The 22,574-nt window shown below is 41.7% G+C and carries 8 protein-coding genes; 5 read left to right on the top strand and 3 right to left on the bottom strand.

Features of this window, described 5'->3' with window-relative positions:
* Positions 1–254: 254 nt before the first annotated feature.
* The 3 genes from NSTC731_RS27430 to NSTC731_RS27420 form a co-directional block, all read right to left on the bottom strand.
* Positions 255–4,997 (bottom strand): amino acid adenylation domain-containing protein, encoded by a 4,743-nt coding sequence (locus NSTC731_RS27430; protein WP_445627715.1) that lies wholly within the window; start codon positions 4,995–4,997, stop codon positions 255–257.
* Between the two features lie 315 nt (positions 4,998–5,312).
* Positions 5,313–15,590 carry an amino acid adenylation domain-containing protein gene (locus NSTC731_RS27425; protein WP_445627714.1) on the bottom strand — a complete coding sequence of 3,426 codons (10,278 nt, stop codon included), beginning with the start codon at positions 15,588–15,590 and terminating at the stop codon, positions 5,313–5,315.
* Between the two features lie 223 nt (positions 15,591–15,813).
* Positions 15,814–16,602, bottom strand: a complete 789-nt coding sequence (locus tag NSTC731_RS27420; RefSeq protein ID WP_445627713.1) for a DUF3102 domain-containing protein — start codon at positions 16,600–16,602, stop codon at positions 15,814–15,816.
* 714 nt (positions 16,603–17,316) lie between these two features.
* On the opposite strand from NSTC731_RS27420, the gene NSTC731_RS27415 reads away from it, so the two are divergent.
* The 5 genes from NSTC731_RS27415 to NSTC731_RS27395 are packed head-to-tail and all read left to right on the top strand — an operon-like array spanning position 17,317 to position 22,279.
* Complete coding sequence (locus NSTC731_RS27415; protein ID WP_445627712.1) at positions 17,317–17,955, top strand: sigma-70 family RNA polymerase sigma factor; 639 nt, start codon at positions 17,317–17,319, stop codon at positions 17,953–17,955.
* Positions 17,956–17,988: 33 nt separating this feature from the next.
* On the top strand, positions 17,989–18,960 hold the full coding sequence (locus NSTC731_RS27410; protein WP_445627711.1) for a DUF1822 family protein: 972 nt from the start codon (positions 17,989–17,991) through the stop codon (positions 18,958–18,960).
* A gap of 26 nt (positions 18,961–18,986) precedes the next feature.
* On the top strand, positions 18,987–21,320 hold the full coding sequence (locus tag NSTC731_RS27405; protein ID WP_445627710.1) for a CHASE2 domain-containing protein: 2,334 nt from the start codon (positions 18,987–18,989) through the stop codon (positions 21,318–21,320).
* A 25-nt stretch (positions 21,321–21,345) separates the two neighbouring features.
* Positions 21,346–22,104, top strand: coding sequence for a DUF928 domain-containing protein (locus NSTC731_RS27400; protein WP_445627709.1), 759 nt, complete (start codon positions 21,346–21,348; stop codon positions 22,102–22,104).
* A 40-nt stretch (positions 22,105–22,144) separates the two neighbouring features.
* A complete protein-coding gene (locus NSTC731_RS27395; RefSeq protein WP_445627708.1) occupies positions 22,145–22,279 on the top strand; it encodes a hypothetical protein in 135 nt (44 codons plus the stop codon).
* Positions 22,280–22,574: the final 295 nt, after the last annotated feature.

Here is a 22,574-nt window from a genome sequence, read left to right as displayed (position 1 = left end):
GAGAGTTCTTGTGTCAGTTTTGGAGTTTACTTCTCTTTTCTTTCTCTGCACCTCTGCGTGATACCATTTTGGATTTTAGATTTTAGATTGTGAAACATCCATTGGATAAATGTTTCAGTTTTCCATCTGTCGCAATCATTTTTCACGCTTGGTGTGAGATCAAAAAGATTTTAGTCCGAACCGTCAAAACGCCAAGAGTTTGTACCTAATATTTTTAATTACAGTCAACAGTCAACAGTCAACAGTCAACACAATTAATCTAAATTGAGTTGGGCGACTAAATCATCGAGTTCTTGTTGATTTAACTGCGCTTCTGGAAAGTCTGAGGGTGTAAAACCTCCTGCTTGGGGGGATTGACAATGAGTAATTAAATCTGTCAATTTCTTGATGAAAGTCTGAGCTAGATGCTCGATTGTGGATTGTTGATAAACGTTTTTGCTATAAGTTAAATTCAGTTGCAGTTTACCTAATTCCACTAATCCATCGATTTCTAGCTGATAATTGCGATTTCTCCAAGGAGTGTAATTTTCTCCTGAGGATTCTTGTGCAATTCTTAATAGTGGTGATTTGGAAATTGCTCGATCAAATTGGCCTAAGTAGTTAAAGCATACTTCTGCTTGGGGTAAGGCTGCTAGTTGTGACTGTTTTACTGTGTCTTGGCTGAGATATCGCAGGATGCCGTAGCCGATGCCTCGATTTGGTAGATAACGCAACTGTTCTTTAACTGATTTGAGTAATTCTCCTAGATGTTCAGTTTCTCCTAGCTGCAAGTGGATGGGGAATACAGTCGTAAACCAGCCGACTGTACGCGATAAATCTACGTCTTCAAATAGTTCTTCTCGTCCATGTCCTTCTAAATCAATTAGTAGGGAAGGTTCTCCTGTCCACTGGCAGAAAGTTTGCAGTAAGGCGGTAAGTAGTACATCGTTAATTTGAGTGTTATAGACAGCAGGTACATCATGTAAGAGGGCTTGGGTTTGTTCCATACTCAGAGAGACTGACACTTGAGCGGCAAATGCAACTGTGTTAGCTGTTTTGGTTAATGGATAATCTATTGGTAGGGGAGCAACAGTACTAGATTGAGCTAACCAATAATCCCACTCGCTAGCTACTGTTTGCGATCGCCCATACTCAATTAACCGAGAAGCCCAATCTTTAAAGGCGGTTGTCTTGGCGGGTAGTTGAATAGGTTCACCAAGGCTTAGTTGTTGATATGCTGTTGCTAAATCTTCTAGTAAAATTCTCCAAGAAACGCCATCAACTGCTAGGTGATGGATAACAATTAACAATCGACTTGGTTTGTCGTTACCAAGTTGGAATAAAGCCACGCGGATAATTGGGCCGTCTGCTAAGTTGAGGCTAGCTTGCAGTTCGTTAGCAGTGGCTTCGAGGAGCGATCGCTGTTTTTCGTCAGTCAGTCCTGATAAATCTGCGACTGTAAACGGCACTGTCTCATCTACGCCGGCGTTAACTTGCTGCCAACCATTCGCGGCTGTAAACCGCAGCCGCAAAGCATCATGATGCATTAATAATTGCTGCACGGTTTGCTTGAGTAGTTCTGGATTGAGTGGTAATACTTCCACCAATACAGATTGGTTGTAGTGGTGTAATTCTGGCTGATTTTGGGCGAAGAACCATTGCTGAATCGGGGTTAGCGGTACTTGGCCTGTAACTACTCCCTGTTCAGCTTGCACTTTCAGCGTTGTACTGGCTACAGTAGCTAATTCAGCGATCGTCTGGTGTTGAAATAGTAATTTAGGAGTAACTGAAAAACCTGCTTGGTTAGCTCTAGCAACTACCTGAATGCTCAGAATCGAATCTCCCCCTAATTCAAAGAAGTTATCGTGAATCCCAACCTGTTCTTGTCCTAAAACGTCAGCCCAGATTTTGGCTAGGGTTGCTTCTGTAGTAGTGCGGGGTGCAACAAAGTTCGCTTCTAAACCAGTTCTTGATGAATCTGGTACAGGTAAAGCACGCCAATCTATCTTGCCATTAGGTGTTAATGGGAAGGAGTCTAGTACCACAAAGGTTGACGGGATCGTATACTCAGGCAGTCTTTCTCTGAGAAAACGCCGTAGTTCCTGAGTGGTGGCTTGCTCATGGTTGGGGATAACATAGGCTACTAAGTGCTTTTCTGTGGGGCGATCTTCTCGTGCAATTACTACAGTACGTCGTACTTTTGGATGTTGCGCCAATATCGCTTCGATTTCTCCTAATTCGATGCGGATTCCCCGAATTTTGACTTGGTTATCAATTCGGCCGAGAAAATCAATAGTGCCGTCGGGAAGGTAGCGCACTAAATCCCCAGTTTTATAAAGTAATTTGCTATTAATTTCTGCAAAGGGGTTAGGAATAAAAACTTTGCGAGTTGCAGTTTCGTTATTTAAATAACCAAGTCCTACACATTGCCCACCAAGATACAGCTCGCCAGGTACGCCAATAGGGACAGGATTTAAGTGTCGATCGAGTATTAATGCATAAACGTTATGCAGTGGTTTACCGATGGGTATAGGTTCCGTAAATGTCGGGGAAACTTCATTAAAAATCACACCAATTGAAGTTTCTGTAGGACCATAGGCATTACTAATGCTGACAGATGGAAAATACGACTTAAACTGATAAATTGCTTTTGCGCTCATCGCTTCGCCACCAACGACTAGTTGTCGCAATGATTTGAGGTGACAACGCAATTGGGGATTCTCTACTAAATAATCGAGGAGGATATTAAAGACTGAAGGAACAAAATCTGTAATCGTTACCTTTTGCTTTTCAACGATCGCAATTATCTGCGGCAAATCTAAACCAAAACTCGGAGCAGGTATAACTGTACGCGCACCATTGATTAATGGCCAGTATAATTGCCAAACACAAGAATCAAAAATAAAGTTACTGGTAAATAAAATGACATCATCTTCTTGAGAGCCATAGCGATCGTTCATATTGAAAAATCGGTTGACAATACCACGATGTTGGTTGATGGCTCCTTTCGGTTTTCCTGTTGAACCAGAGGTAAAGATAGCGTATATCGGATCGTCTAAATCGATCGCAACATTTAAATTAGGTGTTGCCTCTGTTAGCTGCTGTTCATCAACAACAATACAAGACCACTCTGCTAATGCTTCCCAATGCGGCTTGTCTTGACTGACAAGCACAACTTTAGTGTTTAATTCATGCAGAATTTCTTTAATTCTTTCTATCGGCCATTTGGGGTCCATTGGCACAAAAGCAGCACCAGCTTTCATAATGGCTAGATGAGAAAGCAGCAACTCTAGACTTTTTTCCATTAACACGGGCACAAATTGGCCTCGGTTAATTCCCTTTGCTTGCAGTAAAGATGCTAACTGGTTGGCTTTATGATTAACTTCTGAGTATGTGAGTGTTTTGTTTTCAAAGACAGCAGCAGTGCGCTCTGGAGTTTTCTCCACCTGAGCTTCAATCAATTGATGAATGCATTTGTCTTGGGGATACTCTTTATGAGTATTATTCCACTCTACTAGTAATTGTTGGCGCTCCGATGCTGTCAGTATGGGTAATGCAGAAATTTGCTGCTGGGGATTAGCTACAATCCCTTTTAACAAGGTGCAAAAATGTCCAACCATGCGTTTAATAGTGGCAGCATCGAATAAGTCTGTGTTGTATTCCCAGGCTCCGATTAACTCTTGTTCTGTTTCTTCAATTGATAGACTCAAATCAAAATTGGCTGTGACATTCTCCATTTCTAAACTGAGGCTCAATCCAGCTAGTTCTAGTTGCGGTTGTGGTGTATTCTGCAAGACAAACATCACTTGAAAGAGTGGGTTATAACTCAAACTTCTCTCTGGATGTAATTCCTCTACTAGTTTTTCAAAAGGAATATCTTGGTGAGTATACGCATCTAAAGCAATCTGCCGGACTCGATGCAGTAACTCAGAGAAACTTGGTTCGCCTTGCAAGTCAACACGCAGCAACAAAGTATTGACAAAAAAGCCAATTAATGGCTCGATTTCCTTACGGTTACGGTTAGCAATTGGAGAACCAACGACAATATCTGACTGATTGCTGTAACGTGAGAGTAAAATTGCAAAGGCTGTTAACAAAGTCATAAACAGAGTTGCCCCTGACTGTCTGCTTAGATCCTTAAGTTTCTTCGTCAAATCGGGGTTAATTTGAAAACGTTCGACATCACCTCGGAACGACTGAGTATTCGGGCGGGGGCGATCGCTAGGCAGAGATAATAAAGCAGGTATCCCAGCTAATTGTTGCTTCCAGTAATTGAGTCCTTTTTCTAATAGTTCACCTTGTAACCACTGTCGTTGCCAGTGAGCAAAGTCAGCATACTGAATGGGTAATGCCGCTAAAGGTGTTCGCGTAGCGTCTCGCAGAGAAGGTGTTCCCATCACCAAGGCTTCGTAGAGACTAGTCATCTCCCGGAAAAATATTTCTATCGACCAGCCATCAGAAATAATGTGGTGTATCGTTACCAGCAGTATATGTTCCTCTTGACTCAACTTGAGTAAGGTGATTCGTAATAAAGAGTCATGAGCCAAATCAAACGGTTTATCTGCTTCTGCTTTCGCCAACCGTTTCACCTCAGCCGACTTTTCTGCTACGGTTAACGTCTGCAAATCCACTACAGGTAAAGTCACAGTTAAAGTTGGAGCTATGACTTGCACAGCAGTGCCATTCACCGTCTGAAAATTGGTGCGTAAAACCTCATGACGTTGGACAATTGCCGCGATCGCTCCTTCGAGTGCAGCCACTTGCAAACAACCAATCAACCGCACTGCCGCAGCCATGTTGTAATTAGCGCTCCCATTTTCTAACTCATCCAAAAACCACAAACGTTGTTGAGCAAAGGATAAAGGAATTGTCTCATCTCTAGAGATTGTGGCGATCGGTGAAAATTGGTCTATCTTGCCTGGAGAAAAAGTTAGTTTCTTCTGTGTTTTTAGCTTCTGAAGTAAAAGTTCGCGCTTTTCTATAGAAAGATTTTCCAAACGTTTATGCAAATCAGTCATAATAAGATTTTTCCTAAAATGATTTCAGAAAAATGGATGGGGGGAAGACTATTTATTCAACAGTAAATAGTCTAGGGCTTATGCAAGAATTCTTTTTTTGTCTCACGCCTTCGCCTTTAGGCGTTCGGGCAGGGTAGACGCAAAGAAGAGTAAGAAGAGTAACAAAATAACAGGTCTAGTAGTCTGGCAACCCAAAAATGCGCTTGTGAGGGCTGGGGAAAGGGGAAAAGGGTAAGGGATTTAAAACCTTTCCCCTTTGCCCTTTACCCCGCTTGCGTTCACTTGGCGAACTACTAGTCCATCAGTCAACAGTCATCACTCAGCCAATAATTGCCTCACTTCTTCATCCGATAACTCGTCAATTTCAGTCAAAAGTTGCTCTAGTATGTTAGTTTCTGCTTGTTCAATCTGTTGGGCAGTCAACAACTCAGCTAACTCAGCAATGGTAGGACTTTCAAATAAGTAACGCAGAGGTAACTCAATAGAGAAGGCTTCGCGCAGCCGAGAAATAAGTTGAGTGGCTAATAAGGAATGTCCTCCCATTTCAAAAAAGTCATCGTGAATGCCAACTTTTTCTAGTTCTAAAACCTCAGCCCAAATGTCAGCCAAAATCTCTTCTGTGGGAGTGCGAGGTGCAACAAAGTTATTTTCAAGGCAGATTTGAGATGGATCTGGGGCTGGTAGACCCTGGCGGTTGATTTTGCCGTTCGGTGTCAGAGGTAGAACATCCAGTTGCACGAAAGCATAAGGAATCATGTAATCGGGCAACTTTTCTTTGAGCAGCTGGCGCAGTTCATTAGAGGTGAGTGCTGATTGCTGGAAAACAACATAGGCTACAAGACGCTTGTTTCCTGGTCGATCTTCTCGAACTAAGATCGCAGCTTGGAAAATTGCAGGGTGCTGAGTCAATATAGATTCAATTTCTCCTAGTTCAATGCGGAAACCACGAATCTTAACTTGACGATCGAGACGTCCTAAGAACTCAATGTTGCCATCACTCAGGTAGCGAGCGCGATCGCCACTTTTATAAAGACGGGTGTCTAAAGTACAATGATGGATGAATTTCTGGTCGGTCAATTCTGGTTGATTGAGATAGCCACGAGCCAGCCCCGCACCACTAATGTACAGTTCACCAGGAACGCCAATCGGAACGGGTTGTAAGTTCTGGTCTAAGATGTAAATTTTTGTATTGGCAAACGGACGCCCAATCGGAACCAATCCATCAGCAGAGAAATTAATTGCAGCACTTTCAAAATATGAACTGTCGATGGTGGCTTCGCTCACTCCATAAGAATTAATCAAGCGAGTCTTAGCACCTAAAAACTTTTGAAATTGCTGATACTCCTGTACATACCAACTATCTGAACCTGCGATCAATAATTTCATGAAGCTCAGGTTTTGCTCTGTTTTCTCTAGGTACTGAATTAAGTTCCTAAGCACAGGTGGCACAAACTCGGCACAATCAACTTGCTGTTGTTGCAACAAGTTATATAGCTTTTCCGGTTCTAAAAGCCACTCTCGCGGACAGATGACTAGTTTTGCCCCAGAACAAAGCGCACGCACCATGTCCCCAGAAAAAACATCAAAGGAGAAACTGGCCATTTGTAAATGACTGGTACACGAGGAGCGCAGATGATAAGCATCTTCCCAAGCCATATAGGCATTAACCAAGTTGCGATGAGTTATCATCACTCCCTTAGGGTTTCCAGTAGAACCAGAGGTGTAGATGATATATGCCAGGTTCTCTGCTGCTACTTCACTTACCGGATTTTGCTGACTTTGTTGAGAGATTGTTTGCCAGTCTGTATCTAAGCAGATGACATTAGCTCTGTGTTCGGGTAATTCTTTTACCAATTTCTTTTGAGTCAATAACACCGATACTTGTGCGTCATTTAACATATAGGCTAGGCGTTCTTGGGGATAGTCTGGGTCTAAGGGTACGTAAGCCCCGCCTGCCTTAAGGATTCCTAGTAATCCCACAATCATCTCTAGGGAGCGCTCAACACAAATGCCTACAGGAACTTCTGGTTTGACACCTAGAGTTTGTAGATAATGGGCTAACTGGTTAGCTCGATCGTTTAACTCTCGGTAGGTAAGTTGTTGATTGTCAAATACTATTGCTACGCCTTCTGGTGTTTGCTTTGCCTGTTCTGCAATAATTTGATGGATGCACTGGTTATTGGGATAATCTACTTGAGTATGATTCCACTCGACTAACAACTGATGTTGCTCGGATGCGCTCAACAACGGCAATTCTGAAATTCGCTGCTGTGGATGAGCAACAATTACCTTGAGCAAGGTTTGAAAATGTCCTAACAAGCGTTTAATTGTGGCAGCGTCGAATAAGTCGGTGCTGTAATCGCAGTCTAAGACAATCTCACCATTAATTTCGGTGGCGTTTAAATTCAGGTCGAAATCAACAGAACTAATGGGTTGCCAAAACCAATCTGTCTCGATTCCCAACATATTGACAGCCACAGGTCGTTCTAGGTTAAATGTGACTGTTACTAAAGGTGAACGGCTGAAGTCCCAACCTGCTCTGAGTTGATTGAGCAGTTTGGCAAAGGGATAATCATGGTGTTCGTAGGCTTCCAATAACAAACCCTTTAAATTATCCAGAAACTCAGAAAATTTTGCTTCTCCAACAACGCAACTTCTAATGGGCAATATGTGGGCACAATAGCCGACTAAGCGATCGCTACCCTCCAGAGAACGTCCAGCAGAAGGAATACCGATTACAAGGTCATCTTGGCTTGTGATGCGGTGCAGTAAAATTGTATATACTGCCAGCAGCGTCATAAATAGAGTACAACCCTGCTGTTTATTTAATTTTTTCAGATCGCGACACAGGTCAGCGTCCAGTCGTATAGTTTGCCTACTACCTTGATAAGTTTTAATTGCCGGACGAGAGCGATCGCTCGGCAAGTTTAAAACAGGAATTGACTGACCAAACTTTTCCAACCAGTAAGACTCATGGACTGCCATTGCTTCAGTCTGGCTTTGCTGCTCCTGCCACTCAATATATTCTCTAAATTGCATTGGTGGCTGGAGTTGACAAATGACCCCCTGACATGCTGCTGAATACAACTCGCCCATTTCTTGCAAAATCACACTCATTGACCAGCCATCAACGACAATATGATGAGCCGTTAAAACTAGTAAATGCAATTGTTCTTCTAGTTTGAGGATATGAATACGGAACAGTGGCCCTTGGCTCAAGTTTAAAGGTACTTGGCTATCTTTCTTAAACCACTCAGCTACTCTAGACTCGCGTTCATAACTATCTACATCTGAAAAATCAATCAAAGGAACGTCTATCTTCAAGAACGGCAGAATGTGCTGAAACTCACCTTGATTATCAATAACTGTCCGTATGGCTTCATGGCGGTCTACAACTTTTTGTACTGCTCGATCCATTGCCGCTAGGCTAAACATCCCCCGCAATTGCAGACTCAAGGAAACGTTATATGCCAGAGAACCATCATCCCCAATCTGCGTCAAAATCCAGAGTTGCTTTTGAGCATCTGTGAGAGGAACTATTTGTGTGTCTTTTGCTGCTTCAAATGAATGCTGACTGCTGCCTTCTGCCTCCTGCCTCCTGCCTTCTGCCTCCTGCCTCCTGCCTCCTGCCTCCTGCCTCCTAAGTAAAAATCCTCCTTTTCGTAACTCCTCAATGCTATCTTGAATTGCTTGAATCACATAATCAATATCTGCATCTGTGTGGGCTGTGGAAAGGAAACACGTGCGTCCTTCCCAAATGTAGACTCCTTTTTCAATGAGGTGATAAAACAACAAATCCAGTTCTAAAGGCTGGTACAAATAGCTAGAATTACCTGATAATACAAAACGGAAGAATGAGCTAAAGTGTACTACCTTGATTGGCACATCCTCTTGTGCAAAATATGCATTGAGTGTTGTGGTTAACTGTGATGTGCGCTGATTTAACTTTTGTTGTAGTGTCGCTCCTTCCGTTATGAGATGGTTGAGTACAGCTTGTGCGGCTGCCATCGTTAGAGGATGTTTGGAAAATGTACCCGCAAAAAACGTTGTTGCGGTTTGGGGATATGACTCATCTCCATAGTTCCACATGCCACCGTCAATACTATTCATGTATGCAGCCTTGCCAGCAACAACGCCAATCGGCATTCCACCACCGATGAGTTTGCCATAGGTGACTATATCTGCATTAATGCCAAACCATGCTTGTGCGCCACCAGGATGAATGCGGAAGCCAGTAATAACTTCATCGAAAATTAATGCTGTACCTGTTGCTTGCGTCAACTGTCTAAGTTCATGAAGAAAGGTTTTTGGCTGTAAATCTGGTCTGCGACTGGGTACAGGCTCGACTAAAACAGCAGCTAATTCATCAGCACAAGCTTTGATGATTTCGAGAGATTCCGGCTCACCATAGGGGAGAATCAGAACATCATCAACTACATTTTGCGTTACTCCTAAAGCCATCGGAACAGACTGGCGCTTACCATCGATAGTTCTAGCTATAGCTAAAGTGCCGTCAGAGTGCCCATGATAGGCATCTTGGAACATTACAATCTTGTCTCGACCTGTAACGGCACGAGCCAAACGTAGAGCTGTCATCACGGCTTCTGTACCTGAGTTACAGAAAGTGACTCGCTCCATACCCGTCAGTTTACAGATTAATGCTGCTACTTCACCTGCAAGTTTTGATTGAGGGCCGATTTGGATACCTTGCTGAAACTGCTTTTCTAAGGCTTCTGTGACGAAGGGAGTACGATGACCAAATAAATGTACACCAAACCCCATAGAGATATCTATATACTCATTGCCATCGATATCCCAAATTCTAGAACCTAAAGAGCGATCGCCAACAATCGGATAGAGCATTTCTTTTGTTTCCAAACGGAACCCGGTTGACGATCTCCTGTCGGCAATCACTGGACGATAAGTTTGTGCTCTTTGCTTTGATTGTTGAGTACGGTTTGTATATCGTAAGATAAGTGCTTCTAGATGCTGCTGTTGCTGTACACTCAGTTCCCTAACTTTCGGCGCTTCTACTTTAAACAATGCCTGAGATTTTTGTCTAGCAGTATCAGGATGAACGATAGGTGCGTTTGTGGGATGAGCTAACGCAGATAGTTTGTTGCTTGATGACAATCCATTGCTACGCAAGACATCTAATTGCTGAGACATCACCTGAAGTTGCTGCATCATAATTTTTTCTAGTGCAGTTTCAGGTATATTTTGCTCCTGCCTTCCATTTTGTGTATCCTGCACTTCCGGCTCAGGTGAGGAATCTATCACAGCCCATTCTGATGAAAGATTCTTGTCTAGGTAAAGTGCTAATGCCTCAATGGTTGTTAACTCTTCAAATAACTGGCGAATAGTAATTTTAATTTCGTAAGTGTTTTCGATGTTTCGTATAGCATCAATGAGAACAATTGAATCAGCTCCCATATCTAAAAAATGAGCATGAATCTTGACTTCAGACGGGGCTACCCGCAACAAATCTCCAACTATGCAACGTAATTTAGAGACGATAGCATCCTGACGTTTATGAGATGGTTGGACTCCATTCACACTAATTTTCTTCTCTGCGATCGATAAGTCTTCTGCTTTTGGTAAGGAATGGTTAGTAAGTGAGGGTTGATTTTGTGAGTAGTCTTTATTAGATCCAATCGAGTTAAAATTCGCAGATGGGCCCAGATGTAACAAGTCTTTGAGATTGTGCTGTTTGATGGTCGAGTCTTCTACAATCCAATAACGTTGTCGTTGGAAGGGATATGTGGGGAGTGAGAGCAAATGTCGTGAGTAGTCTCGATCGAATCCAGTCCAATTAACATCTGTTCCCTGCACATAGATAGTAGATAAACTTGCTAACAACACCTGCCAATCATCTTGTCCTTTTACTAAAGAAGGTAGCCAAGTTGCAGTTCCTTGCTGCTGACGTTTGCCCAAAGTTGAGAGAATAGGTTTTGGACCGATTTCTAAGAATAGTTTGTAACCTTGTTCAAATAAAGTATTTATTCCTACCATAAATCTCACTGCCTCACAAGTATGGCGTCGCCAATAACTAGCATCTGGGATATAACCTGGCGGTAGCATCTGACCTGTGAGGTTGGAAATAATGGGAATACAAGGAGCTTGAAATTGGATGCGACTAGCTATATGTTGAAATTGATCTAGTATTGGCTGCATCAAGGGCGAGTGAAAGGCATGGGAGACTTTTAACCGTCTAGTTTCAATTCCTTCTGTTTCTAAGGCTGCAATGATTTTCTCCACTGACTGACGCACACCGGAAATTACAATATTTTTCGGCGCATTAATAGCAGCGATGGACACTGCTGTGTCCCGCTTCGCTAACGCCACTTCTTGAGAATATGGTTGAATAATCGCTGCAATTCTTCCCTCATCGGCAAATACAGCTACCATTTCCCCATCTTGGGGTAGTGTTTGTATGAGGCGCGCCCGCTCGGCAATCAACTTTAAACCATCTTCTAAACTAAAGACCCCAGCAACACAAGCTGCAACATATTCACCCAAACTATGACCTAAAACTACGTCTGGAACTATGCCCCAAGACTTCCATAACTGGAAGAGGGCATATTCTAGAGCGAATAAAGCAGGTTGAGTATAAGCTGTCCGATCTAGCAAAGAACTCTCTTGTGATGTAGGGTAGAGGACGGAGAGTAAGGGCTTTTCTAGATATGGGCGTAGAATTCGATCGCAATGGTCGAGAGTTTGCCGGAAAGTGGGTTGAGTGTCGTAGAGTTGCCGTCCCATCTCAATATACTGGGAGCCTTGACCTGTGAATAGAAAGGCTATCTTCGGACGTTGTTTACTATCGAGTTGATTACTTACTAGTTGGCTAGTCTGCTTACCAGTAGTAAAAGCATCTAATGTTTCTTGTAACTGTATTGTAGATTTAGCAGCGATCGCTAGTCGATAATCGAAATGCGATCGCCCGGTATTAGCTGTAAAACAAATATCTGCAAGAGATGCTGCCGAATTACGTTCTAAGAATGTTTGATAACGCTGTACCAATTCTTGCAAAGCTGGCTTACTCTTAGCCGATAAAGTCAGAAGTTGCACAGGACGCTCGATTGCATCTGTCTTTGGAATTTCTAAGGGTGCTTCTTCCAAAATTATATGAGCGTTAGTACCTCCGAAACCAAATGAAGATATACTCGCTAACCGTTGTTGATGCTGTTGAGGCCATTTTTGGCGTTGAGTCGGAATTGATAATGGTGTGTTTGCTAGAGAAATATAAGGATTTAACTGCTTGAGATGCAAGTGCGGAGGAATTTCTCCATGTTGCAGAGATAGCACCACTTTAATTAAACCAGCAATACCAGCCGCCGCTTCTAAATGACCAATATTGGTCTTAACTGAACCAATGTAACAAAGCTGCTCTGGTGCTCGACCCTCCATCAACACTTCTTTTAAAGAATTTACCTCAATGGGGTCGCCTAAAGATGTGCCTGTGCCGTGAGTTTCTACATAGTTAATTTGTGCTGGTTGCACCTTGGCGTTTTGGAGAGCCTGGCGGATGACTTGCTGTTGAGAAATGCCATTCGGTGCTGTTAATCCATTGCTGCGACCATCTTGGTTAACCGCCGAGCCTCTAATCAAGGCAAGTATGTTATCTCCATCTTTTATGGCATCAGAGAAGCGTTTGAGCACAACTATTCCACAACCCTCTCCCCGTACATACCCATCGGCGCTAGAATCGAAGGCTTTGCAGCGTCCATCTGCTGCCATCATTCGCGTTTGAGAGAAAGTAATAGTTAATTGGGGAGTCAGAATTAAATTGACTCCACCAGCTAAAGCTAATTGACACTCCCCTTGGCGTAAACTTTGGCAAGCCTGGTGAATCGCTACCAACGATGAGGAGCAGGCCGTGTCTACTACCCAGCTAGGACCTTGTAAGTCCAGCAAGTAGGATAAACGGTTAGCAGCAATACTTAGAGCGTTGCCAGTACCGTAGTAAGCATCAGTACCAGCAGCATGATTAACCAGTAAGCGGGAGTAATCATAATTGCTAATACCAATAAATACTCCAGTTTGACTTTCTGCTAAGTATGCTATCTGTCCGGCATTCTCCAGAGCTTCCCAACTCACCTCTAGTAAAAGTCTTTGTTGAGGGTCCATAATCTCAGCTTCCCGTGGAGAAATCCCAAAAAACTGAGGGTCGAACCGATCCACTTGTTCCAAAAAGCCACCCCAACGGGTGTTCGTTTTACCAGGATGTGCTGGTGTTGGATCGTAAAAAGTACTATTATCCCAACGTGATGAAGGCACTTCTTGAATAGCATCAACCCCATCGTGCAAAAGCTGCCAGAAAGCCTCTGGATCTTTAGCACCTGGGAAACGGCAGCCAAGACCAATAATAGCGATCGCCTCCGTAGAGACGCGATTAATCGCATCTGTACACAGGAGTGGGGAAGAGGTTAACAGATTATGATTGTCTAACTTGGAAGTAGCTTCTACTCCTAAATGCTGGGCTATGTCTGTAATAGTGGGGTAATCGTAAAATATACTAGGAGCAAGTTGGCGTCCCAAAAATTGCTCTAACTCACCAGAAAGCCTGATTGCTGTCAAAGAACCCAAACCATAGTTAGCTAATGGTTGGTGAATGTCTATCTGCTCTGGAACTACTTGTAGTTGCTGAGAAACCTTTGAGATTAACCAAGCTGCAATCTCTTTTTGACTATGAGATTTATCTGAAGTAGCTGGTTGATGAGAATTTTTACTTTTGATAAACTTTGCTGACTGTGTTGTTGTTTGCACTTGTTGCAACAATGATTTGACTTCTGTCTCTAAATGCCGGAATGTGGTTTTGTTTTGAGGATTAGCACACCAATCTGCAACTACATCTAAGCTGCCAGATAAAAACCCTTTCCTACAAGCGCTACGCTGAAGTTTACCACTGGAAGTTTTGGGCAGGCTAGCAGTCTTAAGCAGTAGTACCGCATAAACTTCTATATCGTGTTGTTGTGCTACTGCTTGACAAATTGCCTCAATTACCTCACTAGCGTTGAGCTTTCGCAGATGACTTCGTTCTACTTCTTGGACAATTACTAGCTTTTCTTGTCCCTCAATATCTACTGCAAATGCTGCTCCACAATTGGCTCTTAACGCTGGGTGAGACTGTTCTACAGTTTGCTCAATATCCTGGGGATAATGATTGCGACCTAAGATGATGATTAGATCCTTTAATCGACCTGTGATAAATAGTTCACCATCTAGTAAAAATCCTAAATCTCCTGTACGCAGAAAAGGCCCTTCGCCGGTGTCTGCCAAATAAGCCTGAAATGTTTGCTGTGTTTGTTCTGGTTGCTGCCAGTAACCCTGACTGACACTCAAACCTGATACCCAAATCTCCCCGACTTGATTGGCAGCGCACCGCGTTAGTGATTCTGGATGAGCGATCGCTATTTTTGTATCTAACCACGGATGTCCACAACTGACTAGATGTCTAGCATTGTGGTTGTCAAAAGAGGTCTTCACTACCCGATTTTGTTCGAGTGCATCTGCTTGAACTGCACAGTAAATTGGCTCGTCTTTGACTTTACCACCCGAAATCATCAGAGTAGATTCAGCCATACCATAACAAGGATAGAAGAAGTTAGGACGGAAACCGCAAGGCTGGAATGTGTCTGCAAATTGTTCTAACGTTTCTTTGCGAACTGGTTCTGCACCACTGTAAGCGCTACACCATCTGCTTAAGTCAAGATTTTGTCGTTGTTCTGGAGTAGTATGTTTTACGCATAATTCGTAGCCAAAATTCGGACCACCAGAATGGTTTGCTTTGTAGTGTGAAATCGCCCTTAGCCATCTAATAGGTTGTTGTACAAAAGCTGTTGGTGGCATTAAGACACCTAAAAAACCGGTATACAAGGGTTGAAGAATTCCGTCAATCAGCCCCATATCATGAAAACTAGGCAGCCAAGTAACAGAAACACTATCTTGTGTTAGTTCAAAAGCTTGCTTAATGTATTCTGAATTATGTAACAAATTTCCATGACTTACCATCACTCCTTTTGGCATTCCTGTAGAACCAGAAGTATATTGAAGGAAAGCAATTGTCTCACTATTAATTACTGGTCTGTGCCAAGTTTCAATTTGATTACTAACAATATTATCTGTGGCTATACAGTTGAATCCTGCCAATGCTTGATTGCGATCGGCAAAGTGATTTTTTATGTTGATTAATAGTTCTTTAGTTGTGAGAATTACCTTGGCTTGAGCATCATTTAAAATTACTTGTAACTTAGATATTTTTTGATTGCGCTTTGGCGGATAAACAGGAACAGCTACTACTTGTGCATACAAACACCCAAAAAAAGCAGTAATGAATTCTAGCCCAGGTGGGTAGACCAGTAAGGCACGAGAGCCGGCAGGAATTTGGCTTTGCAACTCGATAGCAATCGCTTGTGCCTTCTGCTCCAACTGTTTATAGGTTAAGTTGTCTGACTCTGTTTCTCCATCTTGCAGAAAAGTAAAAGCCTTTTGATCCGGCTGGTGTAACGCTCTGTCATGCAGAATATCTATAAAAGTAGCAACACTAGTAGCTTGATAAGAACTATTAAATATTGAACTTTGAGCGTTAGGCATTTAGGTATCTCCAACAATTTGATCGGTTTTTTTGGAAAAGCTTTTATTCAAGTAAATTAATGAGAAAATTATCGCCTTTATTGATAATGAGATAGTCTTATTAACATGATGCGCCACCCTGGCTTCGATTTTGTTTAGATTTTTTTTGACAAACAGCCTCTAAATTACCTAATTAGTTCGGAATTTTGGATTTGGATTATTTAATAATATTTGATTAATCTACTTATAACAGGTTTAATTTAGAACGAAGTTTTACAATATCTAACTGAAGTTGATTGTTCGCACTTTTTAGTACTTCTAATTGCGCTTTATAGATGTCACGCTCAGTTATCAATTTCTGTATTTCGTCTTTTTGAGGTGTAACAGAAAGTGGCATAGAAGTGTTAGCCATTTTTTCTCTTTGACTAACCTCAACTTTAGGTAAGGTTAATGTTTCTACTTTATTTATATCACTCTGTTGCCTAGTTGAACATACGTTTTGTTGCTGTTTTTTGCCTATTTTAGAAGTTTTGTATTTGTTGATGAGTTTTTTAGCAACATCTGGATCTACTACTTCCCCTGCCTTGACAATATCTATTGCTTCATCTCTAGCTGCTTGGGAAGTACTAGGGGCTGACAGTTTACATAGAGCAGTAGGAGTAATATTGTTAATCAAATTTCCGATTATCGGAAATTTGGATTCAAATGCTTTAGCAACGTTAATAAACTCATAAGCTGAAGTTTTACCCATTCCAAACTCTTGCCGTAACCAAGGTATAAATTGACCATGCTCTATCAGATTTTGAGCTTCTAGTAAATTTAGACCAATACAATAAATGTCTGTAGCACTTCGTTTTAGCCTACGTCGTGTGTCTTCTGCTAAAGTAGTTAACCGTTGTTGTTTTTCCTCATTAGTCTTAAAGTCAGACTTACTCTTTGATACTAAAGGCTGGTCAACAATTTGCTCTGGTTGCGTAGCTATTACTTTGACTTCTATAGGTAAAGCTACTAGCTCGTCGTTACTAATCTCCATACAGTACATTCCTGCCAGGAAGTGCATTTTTCGCAAACAATATTCTTATTAAATGCTGTTTAAACTTGTCATCTGATGCTTAAACGAGCCTGATAAGTTATTCAGATCGAGTTAATAATTTTACGCAACTTCTTGCTAGAACTTAATAAAAGTACATAATACAATACAGTTCAGTTAGCGCCAAAAACCTTAAGTTGTGTAGGTTGGGTTGAGGAACGAAACCCAACATTTTCATAGCTTTGTTGGGTTGCGCTTTGCTTCACCCAACCTACAATTTTTCTTAACTGAACTGTATTGGTACATAATTAAGTAACTTTCATCTGTATTGTCCTAGTAAGGTAAATATTTATATAAATACTAGACCTCTTGCAATACCTTTGCCAATTTACGAGGGTTCAGCACTTGCAGAAACGTTATGAATAGGCCACGCCTGAAGTAATGATGCGATTTTTTGACTCGGTGATGTGAACTTTTTGAACCTAGTCACTTCCACCCCAAGTCCAGGCACAAAGAAGAATTTAACTTACTAAGGAAGTCAGCGTGAACACCAAAGAAAGAATCTGGTGTTGCGCCGAGGCAAATCTTCCCAGTCCCCAGTTCAATGCATGAGTACAAAGTTTTGTAACAATTGTGGCTGGTTTGTGTAAAAGTTGCGATCGATCCATGAGATATATATGAATTCGCAACTTGGTGCGTTTTGATTCGAGGTCTTTTATGACTAATGACTGGAGAAAACAACTAGATGTACAACTTAAAGAATTAGCGATCGCAGCCCAACAATACACACACCTAACCAAGGAAAAACGGATAGCTCTAACACGCCTGATTAATGTTATTTGGGAGTCAGATAAGCTTGTTCATCCTTACAAAGGTCAATTTCAACTAGTTTATGAAGATATCTATGATGAAGCAGTACAAAATTTATTTTTCTATCTTTGTCAAGACAACAATATTAATAAGTACGATCCAGAACGCGGCGAAGTGATGACTTGGGTAAACATGCTATTAACTAAACGTTTTTTCCCAGAGGCTATCCCCAAAGTTATTGGGAAAGAAAATGAAATAAATCTAGAAAACTCTCACTGGGAAAATATACCCTCATCTCAACCTATATCTTTATTTGAAGAAGTAAGAGAATTTATAGAATCAGATCCAGAATTAATTTTTTGCAAGGAACATATCAAAGGTCATCCAGAGGCAAATTTTCAAGCTATAGCTCAAAGAAGATGTTCTGGCATTTCCTGGAAAGAGATTTCGGCAGAATGGGGTATTGGAATCACTTCTCTCCATAGTTTTTACCAACGTTGTTTGATAAAATTTGCTACTAAGTTCCATGAATATTTATATATTTGATGTTTAATATCATCTAATCAGCTAGGTAAAAATATGAGCAAAATCATCAACAGTTTAACATTTTCCGCACCGATACCTGTGGATGGAAGACATCGAGCAGAAGAGTTATGCAGACAACAAGCCACGCAAGCAAAAAGCGAACAAGTTTTTCTTAATACTTTATCTGTGTCTTTTGTAAATTATTATTTACGTTGCATGGGATTTGAGACAGACTTGAATCAATGTGATAGTTGGAATATCATACAACAGACACTGATGGATGTCGCTGATTTGTCGCTAAAAAACTTGGGCTTATTAGAATGTCGTCCAGTATTGTCAGATGCAGAATTTGTTTATGTGCCGCCAGAAGTACAGTCAAATCGAATTGGCTATGTAGCCGTGCAGATTGGCAACTCATTTAGAGAGGCAAAGCTACTGGGATTTATCAAACAGGTAGAAACTGATTTATTACCCATTAACAAATTGCAACCTTTAGACAATCTATTGGAGTATTTAGAAGAACTTTCTCAAGTCAAGCTTGCGGAAGTAGCCAATAATTCGCTGAAATTAAATCAGAATTTAGTTCAATTAAAGCAATGGTTGGAGAATATTTTTGAAGCTGGTTGGCAAGAAATCGAAACCCTCTTTGATTATCAAAGAGCAAATCCAGATTGGAGTCTAAGAGGTACTAATGGTTCTTTTGTTAGTAGAGGTAAGCTGATTAATTTAGGAAAAACAGGAACCATCCAATCTGTAATTCTAGTCGTTGGTTTCATTCAAGAGAAGGAGCAGGAAATAGACATTATCGTAGAAGTGCATCCTAAATGGGGAGAAATTTATCTGCCAGCAAATCTCCAACTGATGGTGCTTGACTTTGAAGGAGTAGAGGGAGAATCTATTATGGAAGCACAAACTAGAAGCACTAACAAAAATATTCAATTGCAGTTTAGTGGCGAGGTGGGAGAACGTTTTAGTATTAAATTGGTCTTAGGGAATATTAGCGTTATAGAAAGTTTTCTCATCTGAAGCGAAAAACAATAGGGGTGCTGCAAATGGGAAAGTTAGTTGTTCTGAAGCTAGATGGCGATTTGGAGTTAGGGGTGCGGGTGACGCTGGAGATTGGAGAAGATGGTAAGCGTCCCAGTATAGAAACCTCTGGTCACTTACCTCCGAATATAAAAATAGCTAAAGCAATTGACGAGTGGCGGTCAACTTATTGTAATTTAGGAAATGGCCGCATCAAAGCCAAAAAAATTATTTACGATGGTTCTATTAGCCAACGGCGTGATGACTGTCAAAACAAAGCTTGTGAGTTGCGATCGCACTTAAATCACTGGCTAAAGTCAGAGTCTTTTTGGCGGATTCGGGAAAAATGCCTGAAACACTTAATGCCCGATGAGGAAGTGCGAGTGCTGATTCGCACTGATTCTATGCAGCTAGAGAAAATTCCTTGGCATCTATGGGATTTGCTCGATTTGGACTACACCAAAGCCGAAGTAGCTTTGAGTCTTCCAGAGTCAGAACAAGTAACTAGATTGCAGACATCTATCTACAGACACAAAATCAAAATATTGGCGATTTTGGGCGATAAAACTGGTATTGATGTGGACAAAGACTGCGAATTACTAAAAAAATTGCCCAATGCTACCACAACTTTTTTGACACAGCCCCAACGCGATCGGATTAACGATCGACTGTGGAACCAATCTTGGAACATTTTATTTTTCGCTGGTCATAGTAAAAGCGAAGGTGAGACTGGTCGTATTTATATTAATGACGAAGATAGTTTAACAATTGCAGACCTGAAATATGCCCTGAGAAATGCCGTCACCAATGGGTTACAGTTGGCGATTTTCAACTCCTGTGATGGATTGGGATTAGCGCGAGAACTACAAGATTTACATATTCCCCAAATTATTGTTATGCGGGAACCTGTACCTGATCTTGTGGCACAAGCATTTTTAAGGCATTTTCTGGAAGCTTTTTCTTCAGGCGCATCTTTATATATTGCAGTTCGCACTGCCAGAGAAAAACTGCAAGGATTAGAGGACAAATTTCCTGGGGCAACTTGGTTACCGATAATTTGTGAAAATCCTGCTACGATGCCGATGACTTGGCCAAAGCCCCTAATTAAATCTAATATTGGCCTACTCACAAAGGGATTACTAGTAAGTGTGATGCTCACCATCAGCGTGCTAGGAGTTCGACAAATGGGAGGATTGCAAACATGGGAGTTACAAGCTTACGATCGATTAATGCGATCGCGTCCCCAAGAAAAGCAAGATCCGCGCCTGTTGATAGTCACTGTTACCGAAGAAGATTTTCAGTTACCAGAACAAAAGGAAAGAAGAGGGTCGCTATCGGATCTAGCACTAACCCGACTTTTAGAAAAGCTTGCACAGTTCCAACCCAAAGCCATTGGTTTGGATATTTATCACGATCAGTCATCACAACGCAACCAAGCTTCTTTAGCAGCTAAATTAAAAACAGACAACAGACTTTTTGCTATTTGTAAAGTTCAAGAACTCACAAAAGAACGTCCCGGAATTTCGCCTCCTTTAGGGGTTCCGCTAGAACGCCAAGGATTTAGTGATATTGTCCCAGATCCAGACCACGTTCTGCGTCGTCATTTATTGGCAATGCAACCAGCAGACGTAACCTCCCCTTGTACTGCACGCTATGCCCTTAATGCTCAATTGGCATTCCACTACTTAGAAGCAGAAGGTATCTCTGCCAAATACAATAATTCTGGAGATTTGCAGTTAGGCAAGATTGTTTTTAAGCGGTTGCAACCTCATAAGGGTGGCTATCAACAAGCAGATACAGGCGGCTACCAAATATTGCTTAATTACCGTTCTTTCCAAAATTCTCCTGGAGAAATTGCTGCTAAAGTCACACTCACAGATGTTCTTAAGGGTAAAGTCAACGCTGAACAAGTCAAAGACCGAATTGTTCTGATTGGTACTACTGCCCAAAGCTTTCGTGATTATAGTCTTACCCCTTATATGACTGGGCAGGGTTTTTCCGAAGAAATACCAGGGGTGATTCTGCAAGCACAAATGGTGAGTCAGCTGGTGAGTGCGGTGATGGATGGACGACCTTTGATATCAGTTTTGCCTGTTTGGGGCGAGGTTTTGTGGGTTTGGAGTTGGTCAGTGGTTGGAGGTGCGTTTGCCGTAGTTGGAGCAGTAGCGATCGCAGCAAGCGATCGCTCAAGACTATATTTAGTACTAGCAGGAGGAGGTGTACTTGGAGTCTTATACGTTTTTTGCTTAATTCTCTTTTACCAAGGGATTTGGGTTCCTCTAGTTCCGTCAGCTTTGGTTTTAGTGGCTACTGGCGGCACAGTAGCAATTTACCTATTTTCACAACAAAGCAGAACTTGAGGCATAAATAAAAATGAAATTTTCTATGCAAAAGATTCAAATTTTCCTCGCCGTTAGTTTAACATTCTTTAGCTCTATAGGTGTGCAGGCACAGCCTGCAAATTCCAACGGACAATTAAATCAATCATTGATTTTCGCAGCACCGCCTCCACCGCCAGACATCGGGGAACCAGGTAAGCGAACAGAAGCAGGTAGTCGTGGCTGTGGTCAGGATATAAATAAGCCCCTGACATCTTCTCAAAAGCAACTCACAGCTTTAGTGCCTGTTTATTCAAACTCAGAATTGGTGTTTGGCACCACGATCGAAGACCATCCTAGTTTTGTATTCTATGTTCCTTATCCATCGGACTTTGCATCTGGAGAGTTTGTGCTAGAAGATGAAGCACAAAATCAGACTACTTACAAAACTTCTTTAACGGGGACACCAGGAATAATAAACCTTCGCTTGCCATCAAAAGCAGCACCTTTAGAGATTGGCAAGCAATACCGATGGTATTTTAACATCTACTGTCAGAAGGATAACCAAATTATTGCTAATGTTGAAGGCTATGTAAAACGGGAGCAACTAAAACCTGCTTTGAAAACTCAATTGGAAAAAGCAACACCACGCCAGCAAGTAAATCTTTATGCGGCTAATGGTATTTGGTATGAAGCGCTGAGTGCTGCTAGTGAACTGCGTCGCATCAATTCGCAAGATAGTTCTTGGAGGGCGCTGTTGAAAGCTGTGGGTTTGAATGATTTTGCAACTGAACCAAAAGTAGAGTGCTGCAATCTTGAGAATTAGGGCGTTGCATAAATGTGGGATGATATAGAGTTTCCTTTGCATGGCAGTTGTCCCACAACTATGCAACGCCAGAATTAGCAGTGAAGAGCGATCGCTTTTGGAGAAAAGTCAGCGATGCTCTAGTAGTCCACCAAGTGAACTTGACGGGGTAAAGGGTTTAAATCCCTTACCATGAATTCCCTTTCCCCTTTCCCCAGTCCTCACTTAGCATAATAAAGTACACATTTAATATGCCCATTACACCTCTAAAGCTAACAGGAGGCTTTTACAGCTATTTTCGGGTAAATATACCACATCTTTTTTATCTCATGTAAAGCCACTCTAAGCGCATAGAGGAATCAACAGTGTGGTCTAAAAACATGAAAACTGCTGTAAATTATCTAAGCCTATGCAATAGCATTGTTAGGCGATGCAATGGCATTGTAAATCGATGCAATAACCTTGTAAGCCGATGCGATCGAGTTGTAAGT

The organism is Nostoc sp. DSM 114167, from assembly GCF_052692655.1.
Note: the sequence above shows the minus strand (reverse complement) of the source record. Positions and strands in the feature narration are given on the sequence as shown.

Bases quoted from the DNA above. Each gene is read 5' to 3' on its own strand.
- NSTC731_RS27430 (WP_445627715.1), bottom strand. From the start codon at position 4,997: ATGACTGATTTGCATAAACGTTTGGAAAATCTTTCTATAGAAAAGCGC.
- NSTC731_RS27420 (WP_445627713.1), bottom strand. From the start codon at position 16,602: ATGGAGATTAGTAACGACGAGCTAGTAGCTTTACCTATAGAAGTCAAA.
- NSTC731_RS27395 (WP_445627708.1), top strand. From the start codon at position 22,145: ATGGCAGTTGTCCCACAACTATGCAACGCCAGAATTAGCAGTGAAGAG.
- NSTC731_RS27400 (WP_445627709.1), top strand. From the start codon at position 21,346: ATGCAAAAGATTCAAATTTTCCTCGCCGTTAGTTTAACATTCTTTAGC.
- NSTC731_RS27405 (WP_445627710.1), top strand. From the start codon at position 18,987: ATGGGAAAGTTAGTTGTTCTGAAGCTAGATGGCGATTTGGAGTTAGGG.
- NSTC731_RS27425 (WP_445627714.1), bottom strand. From the start codon at position 15,590: ATGCCTAACGCTCAAAGTTCAATATTTAATAGTTCTTATCAAGCTACT.
- NSTC731_RS27410 (WP_445627711.1), top strand. From the start codon at position 17,989: ATGAGCAAAATCATCAACAGTTTAACATTTTCCGCACCGATACCTGTG.
- NSTC731_RS27415 (WP_445627712.1), top strand. From the start codon at position 17,317: ATGACTAATGACTGGAGAAAACAACTAGATGTACAACTTAAAGAATTA.